Source organism: Curtobacterium pusillum (assembly GCF_007673235.1).
Taxonomy (GTDB): Bacteria; Actinomycetota; Actinomycetes; order Actinomycetales; family Microbacteriaceae; genus Curtobacterium; species Curtobacterium pusillum_C.
In genome coordinates, this window is record NZ_VDZH01000004.1 from 235938 (window position 1) to 251511 (window position 15574).

Below are 15574 nucleotides of genomic sequence, written 5' to 3' on the forward strand. Positions count from 1 at the left end.
CCCGTGGTGTCAGGCGCGCGCCGTGGGCACCCCGTTGAGCGCACCGAGCGGGATCCGCGCGGTGGCCTCGGTCGGGCCACCCTCGGGGCTGGACACCGTGAGTTCGCCGTCGAGGGCACGCATCCTGCCCATCAGCCCCTCGATGCCGTGACCCTCCTGCGGGCGAGCACCGCCCCGGCCGTCGTCCGTGACGCTGAGCGTGAGGTACCAGAGACCCGAGGCGTCCACCACGAGGCCGAGGTAGACCCCGGCGGTCGAGGCGCCGGCGTGCTTCGTGGTGTTCGTGAGGAGCTCGCTCACCGTGAAGTACACGTTGCGCTGGATCTCCGTCGCGAGCTCGAGCCCCTCGGGCAGGCGGACGTCGAGGCCCACCGGGATCGGCGTGCGGGCGACGAGCGCTTCGAGGGCGGCGACGAGCCCGCGGTCGAGCAGGATCGGCGGTGCGAACCCGCGGGACAGGGCACGGAGTTCGTCGAGGGCGTCCTTGGCGTGCTCCGATGCCTCGCCGATGAGCTGCTTCGCCTTCGCCGGGTCCTTGTCGAACGCGCGCTCGGCAGCGGAGAGGTCCATGCGGAGCCGGACGAGGCGCTGCTGCGGGCCGTCGTGCAGGTCGCGCTCGATCTGGCGCAGGGCCTGCCCCTCGGCGGTGACGGCACCGGCACGGGAGGCCTGCAGCCCGGCTACGCGCTGCTCGAGCTGCTCCGCGCGGAAGCCGCCGAGCAGGCCGAAGTCCACCCAGTAGTGCGCGATGACGGAGCCGCGCGCCCAGAGCGGGAAGAGCGCGACCGAAGCGGCCATCGACAGCAGGCCGACGAGACCGACGCCGGCCACCAGACCGATGTCGGACGACGAGAAGTACCCGGTGCTCGCACCGTTGACGAGGAACACCGCGCCGAGGATGAGGGGCCACACGAAGCCGGCGAGCAGGACGACACCCGCGCCGACGGTGACGAGCGCGACGAGCGGGTACACGACCGCGGCGTGCAGCAGGTACAGCCAGTAGTGCGGGTTCGCGACGGCCGAACCCGTGCGGGTCCACCAGTTCTGCTGCCAGCGGGGCGTCCAGTCGACCGGGCGGATCGGACGCTTGTCGGCCCACCCGATGCGGAGCTTCTCGAACTGCCCGAGCCACCGCGCGACGAACAGCGCGATGAAGAACATCAGGAGGACGAACGGGTTGAAGAGGTCGCGGAACCCGCCGCCGAAGATCGCGGCGGGGAACGCGGCGTACAGCGTGCACAGCAGCACCGCCGTCAGCGCCATGTACCCGAAGTCGCGCGGCAGGCGCTTCCAGGCCTCGCGGTAGAACGCCCCCGCCGTCATGCCGGACCCGGCACCGGCCCCTCCGCCGCTGACGGGAGGCGTCGCGCTCCACGAGGCCGGAGGCGGCCCCGACGGCGTGCGGTCGTCCTGCTGCGGCTGCGGCTGCGTCGGCATCGGTTCGGTGGCTCCTGGTGGCACGGAGTCGTTCAGTGGGACGGTCTCGGCCTGGTCGAGGCGGGCGGTGTCGGTCATGACATCAAGCCTCGCGATTCCGGGCTCGTCCCCCCATCCTGCCCCCTCCCGAACCCGTGGTGGGGTTATCCCCCGCATCCGCGTACGCTGCTGTGCATGCAGAACATCACGGGGGTTCGGATGGTCTCGGCTGCGGCCACGGTCGGCGCACTGGTCTTCGGCGTGCGGGGGCTGGTCGGCAGCCTGCCGTTCGCGTTCGGTGTGCCGCAGTCGGTCCTGCTCGTGGCCACGGTGATCGGCGGTCTCGCGGGCGTCGTCGTGCTGATCGCCGCCGTCCGGGCTCGCGACCGCCGTGCCCTCGCGATCGCGGTCTCCGTGCTCGCGTTCGCGCTCGCGTGGGGAGTCCCGGGGCCCGTCGGCTCGGCACTGTCCTTCGTCGCCCAGGCCGCGCTCGTCGCCTTCGGGCTGCTCACGGTGTGGACCGCCCGCGGCGCGCAGCGTACCCTCGGGTGGGTCGTCACCGTCGCTGCGGCGCTCTGGTTCGTGATCGGTGTGCTGATCCAGACGGTGGTCCCGCTGTCGACCTCGCAGGAGTTCCTGGTCGTCGCGTTCGCGATCCCCGGCCTGCTCCAGGCGGTCGGGTACCTCGCAGCCGCGGTCCTCGTCGCGGTCCCCCTCCTGCGCACCGTCGGCGCAGGCGCCGGCCGCCTCTGGGACTCCGCCGAGGTCCGCTGACCCGTTCTCCACAGAACGCCGCACGGCCCCCGGAATCGGACGCTCAGCATGCCAGCGTCGTCGCATGGGCGATGCGCTCCGGACACTGATCGATGCCGCCGGACTCGTGGTGCACTACGGCCACGAGGTCCTGTCGGACGACGACCGCTGGACGCTGGACCTCGATGCATCCGTCGGCTCCGTGTGGGTCGCGTGCTCGTCCGGCACCGACGTCTGGATCCGGCAGGGCGACGAGGTCGACCTCGTCCGACAGGGCACCGCGGCGCTGTTCGGCCCGCACGGAGCCTTGACGATCGGGACGGACCTCGACCGCGCCCCGCCGCCGACCTCGGACGGTGGGTTCTTCGGCCCGACCGGTGTCCACACGGGCACTGCGACGTTCGGCCCGTTCGGCGCGGAGGCGTTCCCGCTCCCCCGTCTCGCCCGGACGCACCCGCTCGATGCTCCCCACGACGACGTCCTCCGCACCCTCGGCCACATCGAGACGATGTCCGGCGCGCGGTGGTGCGAGGCGCTGCGGGACGTCCTCGCGACGGTGGCGGTGACCGCGGTCCTCCGCGACAATCCACCCGCGTTCCTGGCCGACCGCAGCATCGCACGCTGCATCGACCGGCTCGTCGACGCCGACGTCCCGGTGCCGATCGACGAGCTCCGCCGCGGTACTCGCGTGTCCGCGAGCACGATCCGGCGGCGGTTCCGGACGACGACGGGCTGCTCCCCCGAGCAGCTGCGCCGCTGGTTCCGGTCGTTCCCGGTGCGCGCCGCCCTCGCCGACGGAACGGACCCGGCAGTGGTCGCCGGCCGGTTCGGGTACAGCACGGTGAGTTCGATGCGACGGGCGCTCGAACGGGTCCGCGCACCGGACACCCACGTTCCGTCCGCGTTCTGACCGTTCCGGTTCACGGATCCCGAGGATCGCGAACCGGAACGGTCAAACGCGAAAACGAATGTGTCTCTCCGCCGCCGACGCCAGGGGTCAGGACGACAGGGACGCCAGGCGAGCGGAACGGCGCTCGGCCTGCTCCACGGGGTCCGGTACCGGTGCGGCCTGGACGAGCCGGCGCGTGTACGGGTCCCGGGGATCGCGGAGGATGGCGTCGCAGGTGCCCTCCTCGACGACGCGTCCCCCGTGCAGCACGACGACCCGGTCGCACAGCGTGTCGACGACGGCGAGGTCGTGCGTGACGAACAGGCACGCGAAGCCCAGGCGCTCCTGGAGCTCCCGGAACACGTCGAGCACCCGTGCCTGCACCGAGACGTCGAGCGCGCTCGTCGGTTCGTCCGCGATGAGCAGCGCCGGGTCGAGTGCCACGGCTCGGGCGATCGCGACGCGCTGCCGCTGCCCGCCGGAGAGCTCGTGCGGGTACCGCTCCCGGAAGCCGCCGTCGAGTCCGACGTCGTCGAGGAGCCGTTCGACGCGGGCCTCGACCTCGGCCGAGGGCAGCCGGAGGATCTGACGGAGCGGCTCGGCCACGGTCTGCCCCACCGTGTAGCGCGGGTTCAGGGAGCGCAGCGGGTTCTGGAAGACGACGCCGACACGTCGCCGCATGGCCTTCCTGGAGGCACGGCTCGCCGCCGCCACGTCCGTCCCCTCGACGACGATGGTCCCGTCCGCGATCGGCGCGAGGCCGATGGCAGCGCGGCCGATGGTGGTCTTGCCGCTGCCGGACTCCCCCACCAGGCCAACGATCTCGCCGCGACCGACGCTGAACGACACGTCGTCGACGGCGCGGAAGCGGCCACGGAGGGCTCCGCCGTACTCGACCACGAGGTGCCGGACGTCCAGGACCGACGACGGTGGCTCCGTGGCGGAGACGACCCGCTCCTCCAGTCCGACGCTCGTCCCCATCCGTGGGACCGCAGCCAGCAGTTCGCGCGTGTAGTCCGCTGCCGGGGCGGCGAAGACCGCGTCGGCGGTGCCGGTCTCGACCACGCGACCGCGGCGCATGACGACCACGCGGTCGGCGATGTCGGCGACGACACCCATGTCGTGCGTGATGAGCAGGATCGCGGTGCCGGTGCGCTCGCGGAGGGCACGGAGGACGTCGAGGACCTCGGCCTGGACCGTGACGTCGAGGGCGGTCGTCGGCTCGTCGGCGATGAGGAGGTCGGGGTCGGCGGCGAGCGCCATCGCGATCATCACGCGCTGGCACTGCCCACCGGAGAGCTCGTGCGGGTACTGGCCGAGTCGGCGCTCGGGCTCGGGGACCTCCACGGCGCGCAGCAGCTCGAGCGAGCGCTCGCGCACGGTGGGCCGGTCGGCGGCGGCGTCGGCACGGCGGACGGCCTCGGCGAGCTGGAACCCGACCGTGAACACGGGGTTCAGGGCGGCGGACGGGTCCTGGAAGATCATCGAGACGCGGCGGCCCCGGACGGCTCGGAGGGTGCGCTCGTCGGCGCCGAGGACCTCGAGGGCGCCGAGCCGGATGCTTCCGGAGGCGCGGGCACCCTCGGGGGCGATGCCCATCGCGGTCATCGCCGTCATGCTCTTGCCGGAGCCGGACTCCCCGACGACCGCGACGACCTCGCCGGCCGCGACCGTGAACGAGGCGTCGTCGACCGCGCGGACCTCGTCCCCGTCGACGTCGAACGTGACGGTGAGGTGCTCGACGGTCAGGACGTCGCTCATGGGGTCTCCGATCGGGTGGTGTCGTCGCGGGCGGCCTTGAAGGCCTCCCACTCCTCGAGCATCTTGCGGTGGTAGCCCTGCAGCCACTGCATGTAGTCACGGCCGTTGAGCAGGCGCTCGCGGACCTCGGCGTCGACGTCACCCGTGCCCGTGCGCCCCGCCGCCTCGACGACGGTCAGGCCGCGGCCGATGATGTCACGCTGCCGGTCGAGGTACTTCCGCTCGCTCGCCAACCACGAACCCCACACGTCCGCCTCGGCGCGGAAGTAGTGGCTGCGCTCGCCGGCGACGATGTGCCGCTTCACGAACCCGGAGTCGACGAGCCGGCGGGTGGCCATCGAGACCGAGCCCGAGCTCGCGCCGAGTGCTGCCTGCAGGTCGGCGGAGGACGAGTGCGGCGCGCGGGTCATCATGAGGTAGCCGAGCACCCGGGCGTCGGTGAGGGGCATGCCGGCGCCGTCGTTGAGCATGAGGGCGAACTCCTCGACGAAGGCCTGCCGCTCGGGTTCGAGGACGACGTCGACGACGCGGACCTCGTCGGCGCGCACGCCGTCGCCGCGCACGCCCGTGCCCTCGGCGCTCACGGTGCCAGTCCCGCCGCGACCTCGGGCGACTCGGACGGGATCGCCCAGGGTTCCTCGGTCATGCCGCCACCGGCGCGGATCCGGCGGACGGAGCCGTCGGCGTCGCGTTCGTAGGTGATGTCCTCGTCGATGGACCCGAACCGGTTCCCGTGGGTCATCCGGAGGGTGTCCGCGTCGACCACCTGGAGTCGGGTCGGCGTCTCGAGCGGCGCCGGTGCGGAGGGGTCGAGCTCGACGAGCCGGTCGCCGACGCGCGCGATGTCGCTGACGCCCCAGGGGTTCGCGAAGCGGCCGGTGAACGTGTCGGTGTCGACGTCGTCGGGCACCGGGGTCCCCGGGGCGTCGGCGTCGGCCGCGGCGTCGAGCAGGGTGATGATCGCGGTGGCGATGAGCGTCGCGGGACCGGCCGCCGCGCTCGTCAGCACGGAGACGACGAGCCCGGACGCCGGGTCGAACAGCGACTGGGTGATGTGGCCCGGGAAGCCGCCGGAGTGGCCGCGGACCTCGCGCCCGCCGATCCGGTCGACGATGAACCCGGCGCCGTAGCCGCGGGCCGCCGGGTCCTCGGTGGCGCTCCACGCCTTCCGCTGCGCGAGCCGCTTCGAGTGGTCGTCGAGCAGGGTGCCCTGGCCGATGACGTGCTGCGAGAAGTACCGGACCAGGTCGGACGCGGTGCCGTGGAACCCGGTCGCCGCGGCCATCGCACGGGTGTCGACGTGGTCGATGCGCTGCCGGGACCGGGCGGTGTGGAAGCCGGTGTACCCGACCACGAAGTCGTCGGCGCGGGTGGGGTCCCAGTCCGGTCCGGTGTTGCGGAGGCCGAGCGGTTCGGTGATCGACTCGCGGACGAAGTCGTTGTAGGACTGCCCGGACACCGCTGCGATGACGAGCCCGAGCAGCGAGTACCCGAGGTTCGAGTAGTTGAACGACGACCCGGTGGGGACCTTCTGCCCGCGGTCGAGGACGAGCGCGAGCAGCTCCTGCTCGTCCGGGAACGGGCGGAGCAGCGACCAGTAGTCACCGTCGTGGCCGTCCCGGATGACCCCGGCGCCCATCTCCATGAGTTCCCGGATCGTGGCGTCGGCGAGCGGCGACCCGCCCTCGACGAGTGCCGGGACGTACGTGCCCACGGTGTCGTCGAGGCGGAGCGACCCGCGCTCGGCGAGCTGCAGGAGCGCGGTCGCGGTGAAGGTCTTCGAGTGCGAGGCGATGCGGAACAGGTCCGTCGTGGTCAGGCGGCGGCCGGCCTCGACGTCGGCGTAGCCCCAGGCCTCGTCGAACAGCACCTCGCCGCCGTACCCGATCGCGACCTGCACGCCGGGGACCCGGAGTTGCCAGACCTTGTACGACACCCAGTCGTGGATGTACGGCAGGGTCTTCCGGTAGGCGGCGAGGGTGTCGGTCACGGTGGTCCTTTCGAGGGGCGGTGGTTCGAGTCTGGCGCGTCAGCGCCGTCGGCGCGCGTCGCGACGCGGGTCGGTGGCCCGCGGGATGCGCGTCATCGTCGTCGTGGGTCGAGCGCCGCGCGGAGTGTGTCGCCGAGTGCGATGACGGACAGCACCGTCACGGCGAGGAACACCGCGGGTGCGACGAGCATGTGCGGCGCCCGGAGGAACTGCGACGTGGCGGCGGACAACTGCAGTCCCCAGGAGATCGCCGGGCTCTCGAGCCCGATGCCGAGGTACGTCAGCGACGACTCCGACACGATGACCCCGCCGACCGTGATGGTGGCGAGGACGAGCAGCGGCGAGATCGACGACGGCAGCACGTACCGCGTGGTGATCCGCCACGTGGACAGCCCCATCGTGCGGGCGGCCAGGACGAACTCGGCGTTCCGGACGCTCCGCACGCTCGAGCGCACGAGCCGGGCCATCGTCGGCCAGCCGAACAGAGCCAGCACGAGCGACACCGTCAGCACCGAGCGCTCGCCCACGCTGTTCAGCACGACGACGGCGCCGAGCAGGAACGGGAAGCCGAGGAACACGTCGGTGAGCCGGGCGAGCACAGCGTCGACCCAGCCGCCGACCATGCCCGCGACGGTCCCGACGACGACGGCCACGACGCCCGCGAGCACGGTGGTGAGCAGTGCGACCGCGATCGACGACCGGGTGCCGTAGACCACGTTGGCGTACACGTCGCAGCCCTGCAGGTCGTAGCCGAACGGGTGCCCGGCGGTCGGGGACGCTCCGCTCCGGCCGAGCTGGCACACGCGGGGGTCGCCGTGGCCGAAGAAGCCCGCGAAGAACGACGGGAACACCGCGACGAGCAGCACGACGACGAGCACCCCGGCCGGCAGCCAGAAGCCCGGCTTCCGGACCGCGGCGCGCAGCGGGCGGCGTTTCGTGACGACGGACGGCTCGACGGTGGCGCCGATGGCGGAGGTGGTCATGCGGAGGCTCCCGTCCGGACGCGCGGGTCGAGGGCGGCGTGCAGCAGGTCGACGAGCACGCTCGTGACGAGGAACACCAGGATGAGGGCGGTGGAGATGCCGACGACGACCGCGCCCTCGTGCGACCGGATCCCCTGGAACAGCAGGTTCCCGACGCCGGGCAGGTTGAAGATGCCCTCGATGATCACGGTGCCGCCCATCAGGTAGCCGAGGTCCGTCGCCAGGTACGTCGCCGTCGGGATGAGCGAGTTGCGCATCACGTGCACGCCGACGATCCGGCCCGGTGCCAGGCCCTTCGCCCGGGCGGTCCGGACGAAGTCGGCGTCGAGCGTCTCGATCATCGAGGTCCGGGTGAGCCGCGACACCGCCGCCAGGCCGAACAGCGCGATGACGAACGCCGGCAGCACGTACGCCTCCGGCCAGCCCGCCGTCACGCCGGCCACGGGGAACCAGTGCAGGCGCACCGAGAACACGAGCTGCAGGGCGACGCCGAGCACGAAGACCGGGATCGCACCGACGACGATGGTGCCGACGAGCACCGTCTTGTCGAGGACCGTCCCGCGGCGGAGCGCCGACACGACCCCGAGCCCGATGCCGAGCACGATCTCGAGCGCCCACGCGGTCAGCGCCAGGGTGATCGTGACCGGCCACCGCGATGCCATCTGCTCCCCGACGGACTGCCCGCTGAAGTCCGTGCCGAAGTCCCCGCGGAACAGCCCGCCGACGTACTGCACGTACTGCAGCCAGAGCGGCTGGTCGAGGTGGTACTCGGCCCGCAGCGCCCGGACGACCGAGTCGCTGAGCGGCCGGTCCCCACCGAGCGCCTTGATCGGGTCGCCCGGCAGCGCGAACGTCATCGCGTAGATGAGGAAGGTCACGCCGAGGAAGACGATGACCAGGCCGCCGACCCGCCTGCCGACTGCGAGCGCCGGACGCATCACGCGCCTCCAGGCCGACTCGTGGTGACCAGTGACGGACTGGAGGCGCGACTCGCGCCCGCCACGTGACTCGCGCAGGCGAGGATCGCCCCGAACTGCACCCCCACCAGTTTGCGGATCGGGATCGGTTCGGCGCCCGTGGCCGCGTCCGCCTGCCAGGTCGCGTACCGCTCCGCCAGGCGGTCGCGCAGCCGCCGGACCGGAGCCGGCGCGGTGCCGGCCGTCGTCTCCGCCTCGAGCGCGCGGAGCAGCATGCCGCCGTAGCGCAAGCGGAAGCACCGGACGAGGTCCTCGCACCCGAAGCGTTCGGCGACGGTGGCCATCCGGTCGGCGGGCTCCCGGTCGGCGCGGGCGTGGTCGGTCGCCGGGGTGGCGGTGAGCATCGGGATGAACGCCCGCGAGCCCTCGAGGAACGGCGTCTCGAGGGTGAGCATCGGCGACGCCTCGTCGAGGATCGCCTGCAGCTCCGTCCCCGACGCCCCGAGCTCGTCCGCGCACCGGCGGAGGAGGTCCGCGTAGGACTCCGCCGTCGGGGTCTGGTCGTCGGCGTCCGGGTGGCTCCAGTACGGCAGCTCGGCGACCATGCACAGCGCACCGTGCCGCATCGCCCACGCCGCGCTCGACGCCCCGTGGATGTGCTCGCCGGGGTCGACGCCGAGGCCCTCGAGGTACTCGTACGCCGTCTCGATGCCGTCCATCGCGAACACCGCCGGGGCGAGCTCCCGCAGGTACGGCGACTCGGGCTCCCCGGTGTCGAGCGGCAGCCCGAGCGCCGCTGGAACGGCGTGCAGGGTGTCGATCACGTCGCGGAGGTCCTCGGACAGGTAGTAGTAGACGCCGCCCATCTCGCCGTTGTGCAGGCTGACGAGCAGGTCCGGCTCGGTGTCGTCGATGAGCCGCATGAACGCGAGGGTCTCCGGCAGCACCTGGTCGAAGTACACCGACTTGTACGCATTCGGGAACGTCCACTCCACCTGCCTGTCCGGGGCCGGACGGTGGAAGTGCCGCGAGTAGAACACCCGGTCGTGCGGGTCGTGGAACCAGGCCTCGTTCAGCCGCATGCCGTCCGGGTCGATCGTCGGGACGACGTGCCACGTGACGTCGAGCTCCGCCGATCCGCCCTCGGCCGCCCACGTCGCCAGGTGCAGCGCCGTCCACGAGCCGATCGGTTCGTTCGGGTGCACGCCGCCGACGATGACGGCGGCGTGCGACCCGAACCCGATCCGGTAGGAGTGGAGCGGTTCGCCGAGCCGGCTCGTGCCGATCCGGGTGACCGTGACCTGCTCGGGGTGGGCCGCGGCGAGCGCGTCGAACCGGGCGTGCAGGTCGTCGACGAGCGGGAAGCCGTCGTGGTCGGGGACCTCGGCGACGAGCCGGAGGACGGAGTCGGTGTCCATGTGGAGCCTTCCGGACCGCTACTTGACGGTGATCTGCGAGACGACGGGGCTGCCGGCGACGGCCGGGAGCGACGCGATCTTGTCGCTCGTCACGTACGAGTACTTGTCGAAGAAGGTCGGGACGACCGGGAAGTCCTCCAGGACGGCCTTCTGGGTCTGCGCGTAGTACTCGTTCGCCTCGGCCTGGGACCCGGCGGAGTCGGCCTTCGCGAGCAGGTCGTCGACGGTGTCGTTCTGGTAGTAGCCGGTGCAGGGTGCGCAGCCGCCGGCCGTCGTGAACAGGGCCCGGAGGGTGTTCTGCTGGCTGATGTACAGCGCGCCCCAGTGGCCGAAGTGCGGACCCTCGATCTTCTTGTCCGTCAGTTCGGAGTAGTACGAGGCCCAGTCGGTGGTCGCCTTCGCCTCGGCGTCGACCCCGAGGTTCTGCCGGATCTGGTTCGCGTAGGCCTGGTAGAGCGAGTCGAGGCCGTTGCCGCCCGGGTAGACGAGCGTGATCGTGCCGTCGAACCCGCCGGCCTTCGCGAGGAGCTGCTTCGCCGCTGCCGGGTCGAACTCGCAGGCGTCACCGCAGATGCCCTCCTGCGTGCCGGACATCGACGGCGGGGTGAGTGCGGTCGCGGGCTCGTACAGGCCGCCGTAGATCGCCTTGTTCACCTGCTTGCGGTTGATCGACATCGAGATCGCGCGGCGGACGTCGGCGTTCGAGTAGCGCTCGTCCCAGAGCGGGAAGCCGATGTAGTCGATGCCGGGGGCGTCGAACGAGTGCAGCTTGTCGCCGAAGTCGCCCTTCGCGCTGGTCATCTTGTCGGCGGGCAGGAACAGCACGTCGGCGTTGCCGGCGAGGACGTCGGTGTAGGCGGTGTTCATGTCGGAGTAGCTGCGGAAGGTGACGTCCTTCGTCGCGGGCTTCGTGCCCTCGTAGCCCTTCCACGCGGTGACCGTGAACTCCTGGTTCGCCTTCCACGCCGCCGTCATCTCGTACGGGCCGTTGCCGATCGGCTTCTTGTCGTACGCCTTGAGGTCCTCGTACGCGGCCTCGGGCATCGGGTAGAACGCGGTCTGGGCCTGGCTGAGCTGGAGCGGGAACTGGCTGTCGGCGTGGGTGAGCGTGACCGTGAAGGTGTCGTCGCCGGTGACCTTCAGGCCGGACATCTCCTTGGTCTTCGGCGTCCCCTCCGCCGGGTTCAGGTCCGCGTACCCGACGATCGACGCGAGCTGACCGCTGTTCTCCCAGGCGTTCGGGCCGTACGCGGTCTGGTTCCACGCCTTGACGTAGCTCTCCGGGGTGACGGTCTCGCCGTTCTGGAACTTCCACCCGTCGCGGAGGGTGATCGTCCACGTGACGTTGTCGCTCGACTCGACGCTCTTCGCGGCGACGTCGTGCAGCTTGCCCTTCGAGTCGGTCTGCGTCAGCGGTGCGAACAGGCTCTGCACCTGGTCGAACGCGACGGTCTGACGACCCGGGGTGAGGTGGTCGGGCTCGCCGGTGGCGTAGACCAGGCTGCCGCCCGATCCGCCCGACTGGTCGGCGGTGCCACTCGCCGAACAGCCGGCGGCCATGAGCACCACGGTGGTCGCTGCTGCCAGCGCGGCGATCGTCCTGCGTCGCATGAAGTCTCCTCGGGTCGTCGTTGAAGAGTGAAGCTAGGCCCGTCGGAGTCTCCGAGGCAATGGTTCTTTCAATGAACTCTGAAACTTTTACCGATCTGAAACACTCGGGAAACGGGAGCCGTCGCGCTCGAGGGACCCGGTGTGCCACGCTCGGACCATGCGACACACACCGCACTTCCTGATGACGGACGTCGACGAGGTGGAACGGCTCATCGACGCCCACCCGTGGGCCACGATCGTGTCGCACACCGACTCCGGGCTCGTGGCGTCGCACTACCCGTTCCTGCTCGAGGCCACCGACGACGACGAGATCGTGCTCGTGTCCCACGTCGGCCGCCCCGACGAGGTCGCCCACGAACTCGGGCAGCACGAGGTCCTCGTCGTGTTCCAGGGCCCGCACGGCTACGTCTCCCCCGCCTGGTACCCGCCGGAACAGTTCGTGCCGACCTGGAACCACGTCACCGCGCACTGCTGGGGCACGCCGGAGATCCTGTCCGACGACAAGAACTTCCGAGTCCTCGGCGAGCTCGTCGACCACTTCGAGCGGGTCATGCCGTCGCCCGTGTCGTTGCAGGTCGACGAGGAGACCGCCCGCCGGATGGCCAAGGGCACCGTCGGGATCCGCATCCGGGTCACCCGGTTCGACGCCCGCGCGAAGCTCTCGCAGAACAAGGCACCCGAGGTGGTGGACCGGATCATCGCGGGCCTCCGCGGGGACGGCCCCTACGCGTCGCCGGCGCTCGCCGACGAGATGGAACGAGCACACGCTGCGCGTGTCGACGGCCTGGAGGCACTGGGCCCACGCCGCCGGTTCCGGGCCGACGCGCCAGCGGCGGACCGGCCGTGACGGTGGGGAGGACGGAGATCCTGCTGCGCACCGTCCGGCGGGTGGGAACCTCCGGAGCCCCTGCCGACGTCCGCATCGTCGACGGTCGCGTCACCGAGGTCGCACCGGCCGGCACGCTCGACGCGGCCGGCCCCGACACCGACATGCTCGAGGCGGCCGGCGCCTGGCTCGCGCCCGGCTTGGTCGACCACCACGTGCACTTCGACCAGTGGGCCCTCGTCCGCCGACGCGTCGACGTCTCCGGCTGCGACTCCGCCGAGGCGACCGCCGACCTCCTCGCCGAGGTCGCGCGCACCGGCGTCGCCGACCGTGTGCTCATCGGGCACGGCTACCGCGACGGGATGTGGCCCCGGCCCGCCCGACGCGAGCTGCTCGACCAGGCCGCGCCGCGCCTCCCGATCGTCGTCATCAGCGGTGACCTGCACGCCGTCTGGTGCAACGCCGCGGCCCTCGCGCACTTCTCGGAGCTCGTCGGGCGGCCGCTGGTCGCCGGCGAGGACGGCGTCCTGCGCGAGCAGGACGCCTTCGACGTGACCGGCGCGCTCTCCGTCGTGCCGGACGAGGTGCTCGACGGCTACGTCGCCGACGCCGTCGAGGCGGCGAGCGCCCGCGGACTGACGCGGATCGTCGACCTCGAGATGCGGTTCGGACTCGACCGGTGGGCCCGGCGGATCCACGCCGGGACGGACGGGCTCCGGGTGTCGTCCGGCGTCTACCCGATCGAGCTCGACGCGGTGCTCGACCGTGGGCTCCGCACCGGCGACGTCGTCCCCGGCACGCGCGGACTCCTCACCATGGGGCCGTTCAAGGTGATCACTGACGGGTCCCTCGGCACGCGCACGGCCGCGGTCGTGGACGCGTACGGCGAACTCGGCGGCCACGGCGTGCTCACCTGGCCCCTCGAGGAGGTCGTGCCGATGGTCCGCCGTGCGGTCGACGCCGGGCTCGTGCCCGCGATCCACGCGATCGGCGACCGGGCGAACACTCTCGCGCTCGACGTGTTCGAGGCGGTCGGCACCCGCGGCACGATCGAGCACGCGCAGCTGCTGGCCGACGACGACTTCGAACGGTTCGCGCGGCTCGGCGTCGCGGCGTCCGTGCAGCCCGAGCACGCGATGGACGACCGGGACATCGCCGACCGCTACTGGGCGGGTCGCACCGACCGGGCGTTCGCCTTCGCGTCGCTCGACCGTGCCGGGGCCCGGCTGCTGCTCGGGTCGGACGCGCCCGTGGCGCCGCTCGACCCGTGGGTGTCGCTGGCCGCTGCCGTCGGGCGCGACCGGGACGGCCGTCCTGCCTGGCACCCTGCCGAGCGGCTCTCGGCGCTGACGGCGTGGCGTGGGTCGACCGACGGGCGGGTCAGTGTGGCGGTCGGTGATGTCGCGGACCTCGTGCTGGTGGCGGACGACCCGCTCGCGGCGTCGGTGTCGTCGGCGGCACTGCGGTCGATGCGGGTGCTCGCGACCGCGGTCGAGGGGCGGTTCACCCACCGCGAGGTCTGAGCTACTTCTGGTCCTTCGGGCACCAGTAGAGCTTGCGGCCGGCCATGTCCGCCATCCGGATCTCCGTGCCGCAGACCCGGCAGGGCTCCCCTTCGCGGTGGTACACCCAGTGCCGGTCCTTCCGGGAGCGCTTCGCCTTCTTGAGCTCCGCCTCGGACAGGCCGTCCATGGTGAGCATCAGGCCGTCGCGGACGCCGTCGTGCAGGAGCTTCGACCAGTCTGCCCACAGCGCCTTCGCCTGCTTCACGGTGATCTTCTTGCCCGGCTTGTACGGGTCGATGCGCTGCCGGAACAGCAGCTCGGCTCGGTAGATGTTGCCGATCCCGGCCACCACCGACTGGTCCATGAGCAGCTGGCCGATCGCGACGTTGCGCTTCCGGACGTTGTCGACGAAGGTCTTCTCGGCTTCCGGGCCGTCGTCGTTGATCGGATCAGGGCCGAGTTTGTCGAGCGCCTGCTGCACCTCGGCCGGGGTCTCCACGACACACGCGGTCGGGCCGCGGAGGTCGGCGACGGTGTCCTCGGTGAGGATCCGCACGCGCACCTGGCCGACGGGGTCCGGCGGGAAGGACTCGATCGGGTCCTCGACCTTCTCCTGCTCGGCCATCCGGTACCGGGCGAGTCGCGGCGCACCGATCGAGGTCAGGGACTCCTCGCCGTCGTCGTCGGCCGACAGGGCGGTGGCGGTCGAGAGGTCGCCCGCGAAGTCCCACGCCCCGTACAGGCCGAGGTGCACGCGGAGGAACAGGTCCCCTTCGAACTCGAGGAACATCTGCTTCGCGACCGCGCGGGCGGCGATCATCCTCTTGCCGTCGAGCTGTGCGGCCCCGGCGGCGAAACGACCCTGCGGGCTGGACACCTCGCAGCGCTTGCCGACGAAGTGCCGGGAGAACTGGTTGGCGATACGGTGGACGGAGTGACCCTCGGGCATTGCTCTTGTCTACTCGGTACCGCTGACCTACTGGTCGACCTGCTTGCCGGCGATGTGCCCCGTCGTCTCGTACTCGGCGAGCTGGGCGATGCGGCGGGCGTGGCGCTCCTCGCCCGAGAACGGCTCGGCGATGAAGAGGTCCACGAAGCGGATCGCTTCTTCCTCGGTGTGCTGGCGCGCGCCGATCGAGATGACGTTGGCGTCGTTGTGCTGCCGGGCGAGGAGCGCGGTGGACTCGTTCCACACGAGCGCCGCGCGGATGCCCTCGACCTTGTTCGCCGCGATCTGCTCCCCGTTGCCGGAACCGCCGAACACGACGCCGAGCGCCTCGACGCCGGCGCGCTGGTCCACGACGACGGCGTGGGCGGCGTTGATGCAGAACGAGGGGTAGTCGTCGAGCGCGTCGTACTCGGTCGGACCGTGGTCCACCACCTCGTGCCCCGCTTCGGTGAGGTGCGTCGCGAGGGTCTTGTTGAACTCGAGGCCGGCGTGGTCCGTTCCGAGGTGGATGCGCATGGAACCGATCCTATTCCCGCGCGGGACCCGGTCCGGACGC

14 protein-coding genes are annotated in these 15574 nt (G+C 71.7%); 4 read left to right on the top strand and 10 right to left on the bottom strand.

Annotated elements, in window-relative coordinates:
* Positions 1-9 precede the first annotated feature (9 nt).
* Positions 10-1515 (bottom strand): sensor histidine kinase, encoded by a 1506-nt coding sequence (locus FS532_RS12790; protein WP_144754865.1) that lies wholly within the window; start codon positions 1513-1515, stop codon positions 10-12.
* A 96-nt stretch (positions 1516-1611) separates the two neighbouring features.
* Between FS532_RS12790 and FS532_RS12795 the strand changes: the two genes are divergently transcribed.
* Entirely contained in the window at positions 1612-2190 is a 579-nt protein-coding gene (locus FS532_RS12795; RefSeq protein ID WP_144754868.1) for a hypothetical protein, read from the top strand.
* A gap of 64 nt (positions 2191-2254) precedes the next feature.
* Positions 2255-3079, top strand: coding sequence for a helix-turn-helix domain-containing protein (locus tag FS532_RS12800; protein WP_144754871.1), 825 nt, complete (start codon positions 2255-2257; stop codon positions 3077-3079).
* An 87-nt stretch (positions 3080-3166) separates the two neighbouring features.
* On the opposite strand, the gene FS532_RS12805 is transcribed toward FS532_RS12800, so the two are convergent.
* From FS532_RS12805 to FS532_RS12835, 7 genes are all read right to left on the bottom strand, one after another.
* Positions 3167-4819 carry a dipeptide ABC transporter ATP-binding protein gene (locus FS532_RS12805; protein ID WP_144754874.1) on the bottom strand — a complete coding sequence of 551 codons (1653 nt, stop codon included), beginning with the start codon at positions 4817-4819 and terminating at the stop codon, positions 3167-3169.
* The gene (locus FS532_RS12810) at positions 4816-5403 is read right to left on the bottom strand and encodes a GbsR/MarR family transcriptional regulator (protein WP_186322032.1); all 588 of its coding nucleotides are present in this window, start codon (positions 5401-5403) and stop codon (positions 4816-4818) included. The genes FS532_RS12805 and FS532_RS12810 overlap by 4 nt, the downstream gene beginning before the upstream one ends.
* Positions 5400-6809, bottom strand: a complete 1410-nt coding sequence (locus FS532_RS12815; RefSeq protein ID WP_260852676.1) for a serine hydrolase domain-containing protein — start codon at positions 6807-6809, stop codon at positions 5400-5402. The genes FS532_RS12810 and FS532_RS12815 overlap by 4 nt, the downstream gene beginning before the upstream one ends.
* 92 nt (positions 6810-6901) lie before the next feature.
* A complete protein-coding gene (locus FS532_RS12820) occupies positions 6902-7792 on the bottom strand; it encodes an ABC transporter permease (RefSeq protein ID WP_144754877.1) in 891 nt (296 codons plus the stop codon).
* Positions 7789-8730 (bottom strand): ABC transporter permease, encoded by a 942-nt coding sequence (locus FS532_RS12825; protein ID WP_144754880.1) that lies wholly within the window; start codon positions 8728-8730, stop codon positions 7789-7791. Before FS532_RS12825 ends, FS532_RS12820 begins: the two co-directional genes overlap by 4 nt.
* Positions 8730-10127 (bottom strand): M14 family zinc carboxypeptidase, encoded by a 1398-nt coding sequence (locus tag FS532_RS12830; protein WP_144754883.1) that lies wholly within the window; start codon positions 10125-10127, stop codon positions 8730-8732. Before FS532_RS12830 ends, FS532_RS12825 begins: the two co-directional genes overlap by 1 nt.
* 18 nt (positions 10128-10145) lie before the next feature.
* Entirely contained in the window at positions 10146-11738 is a 1593-nt protein-coding gene (locus tag FS532_RS12835; protein ID WP_260852677.1) for a peptide ABC transporter substrate-binding protein, read from the bottom strand.
* 157 nt (positions 11739-11895) lie between these two features.
* Between FS532_RS12835 and FS532_RS12840 the strand changes: the two genes are divergently transcribed.
* Together FS532_RS12840 and FS532_RS12845 are read left to right on the top strand one after the other, a co-directional pair.
* Positions 11896-12585: an FMN-binding negative transcriptional regulator gene (locus tag FS532_RS12840; RefSeq protein WP_260852678.1), complete on the top strand. Its 690-nt coding sequence runs from the start codon at positions 11896-11898 to the stop codon at positions 12583-12585.
* 41 nt (positions 12586-12626) lie between these two features.
* On the top strand, positions 12627-14087 hold the full coding sequence (locus FS532_RS12845; protein WP_260852679.1) for an amidohydrolase: 1461 nt from the start codon (positions 12627-12629) through the stop codon (positions 14085-14087).
* Between the two features lies 1 nt (position 14088).
* On the opposite strand, the gene FS532_RS12850 is transcribed toward FS532_RS12845, so the two are convergent.
* Both FS532_RS12850 and FS532_RS12855 read right to left on the bottom strand, forming a co-directional pair.
* Positions 14089-15018 (bottom strand): Fpg/Nei family DNA glycosylase, encoded by a 930-nt coding sequence (locus tag FS532_RS12850; RefSeq protein WP_144754886.1) that lies wholly within the window; start codon positions 15016-15018, stop codon positions 14089-14091.
* A gap of 27 nt (positions 15019-15045) precedes the next feature.
* Positions 15046-15534, bottom strand: coding sequence for a ribose-5-phosphate isomerase (locus FS532_RS12855; RefSeq protein WP_097180559.1), 489 nt, complete (start codon positions 15532-15534; stop codon positions 15046-15048).
* Positions 15535-15574 lie beyond the last annotated feature (40 nt).

Bases quoted from the DNA above. Each gene is read 5' to 3' on its own strand.
- FS532_RS12790 (WP_144754865.1), bottom strand. From the start codon at position 1,515: ATGACCGACACCGCCCGCCTCGACCAGGCCGAGACCGTCCCACTGAAC.
- FS532_RS12795 (WP_144754868.1), top strand. From the start codon at position 1,612: ATGCAGAACATCACGGGGGTTCGGATGGTCTCGGCTGCGGCCACGGTC.
- FS532_RS12800 (WP_144754871.1), top strand. From the start codon at position 2,255: ATGGGCGATGCGCTCCGGACACTGATCGATGCCGCCGGACTCGTGGTG.
- FS532_RS12805 (WP_144754874.1), bottom strand. From the start codon at position 4,819: ATGAGCGACGTCCTGACCGTCGAGCACCTCACCGTCACGTTCGACGTC.
- FS532_RS12820 (WP_144754877.1), bottom strand. From the start codon at position 7,792: ATGACCACCTCCGCCATCGGCGCCACCGTCGAGCCGTCCGTCGTCACG.
- FS532_RS12825 (WP_144754880.1), bottom strand. From the start codon at position 8,730: ATGCGTCCGGCGCTCGCAGTCGGCAGGCGGGTCGGCGGCCTGGTCATC.
- FS532_RS12830 (WP_144754883.1), bottom strand. From the start codon at position 10,127: ATGGACACCGACTCCGTCCTCCGGCTCGTCGCCGAGGTCCCCGACCAC.
- FS532_RS12835 (WP_260852677.1), bottom strand. From the start codon at position 11,738: ATGCGACGCAGGACGATCGCCGCGCTGGCAGCAGCGACCACCGTGGTG.
- FS532_RS12840 (WP_260852678.1), top strand. From the start codon at position 11,896: ATGCGACACACACCGCACTTCCTGATGACGGACGTCGACGAGGTGGAA.
- FS532_RS12850 (WP_144754886.1), bottom strand. From the start codon at position 15,018: ATGCCCGAGGGTCACTCCGTCCACCGTATCGCCAACCAGTTCTCCCGG.
- FS532_RS12855 (WP_097180559.1), bottom strand. From the start codon at position 15,534: ATGCGCATCCACCTCGGAACGGACCACGCCGGCCTCGAGTTCAACAAG.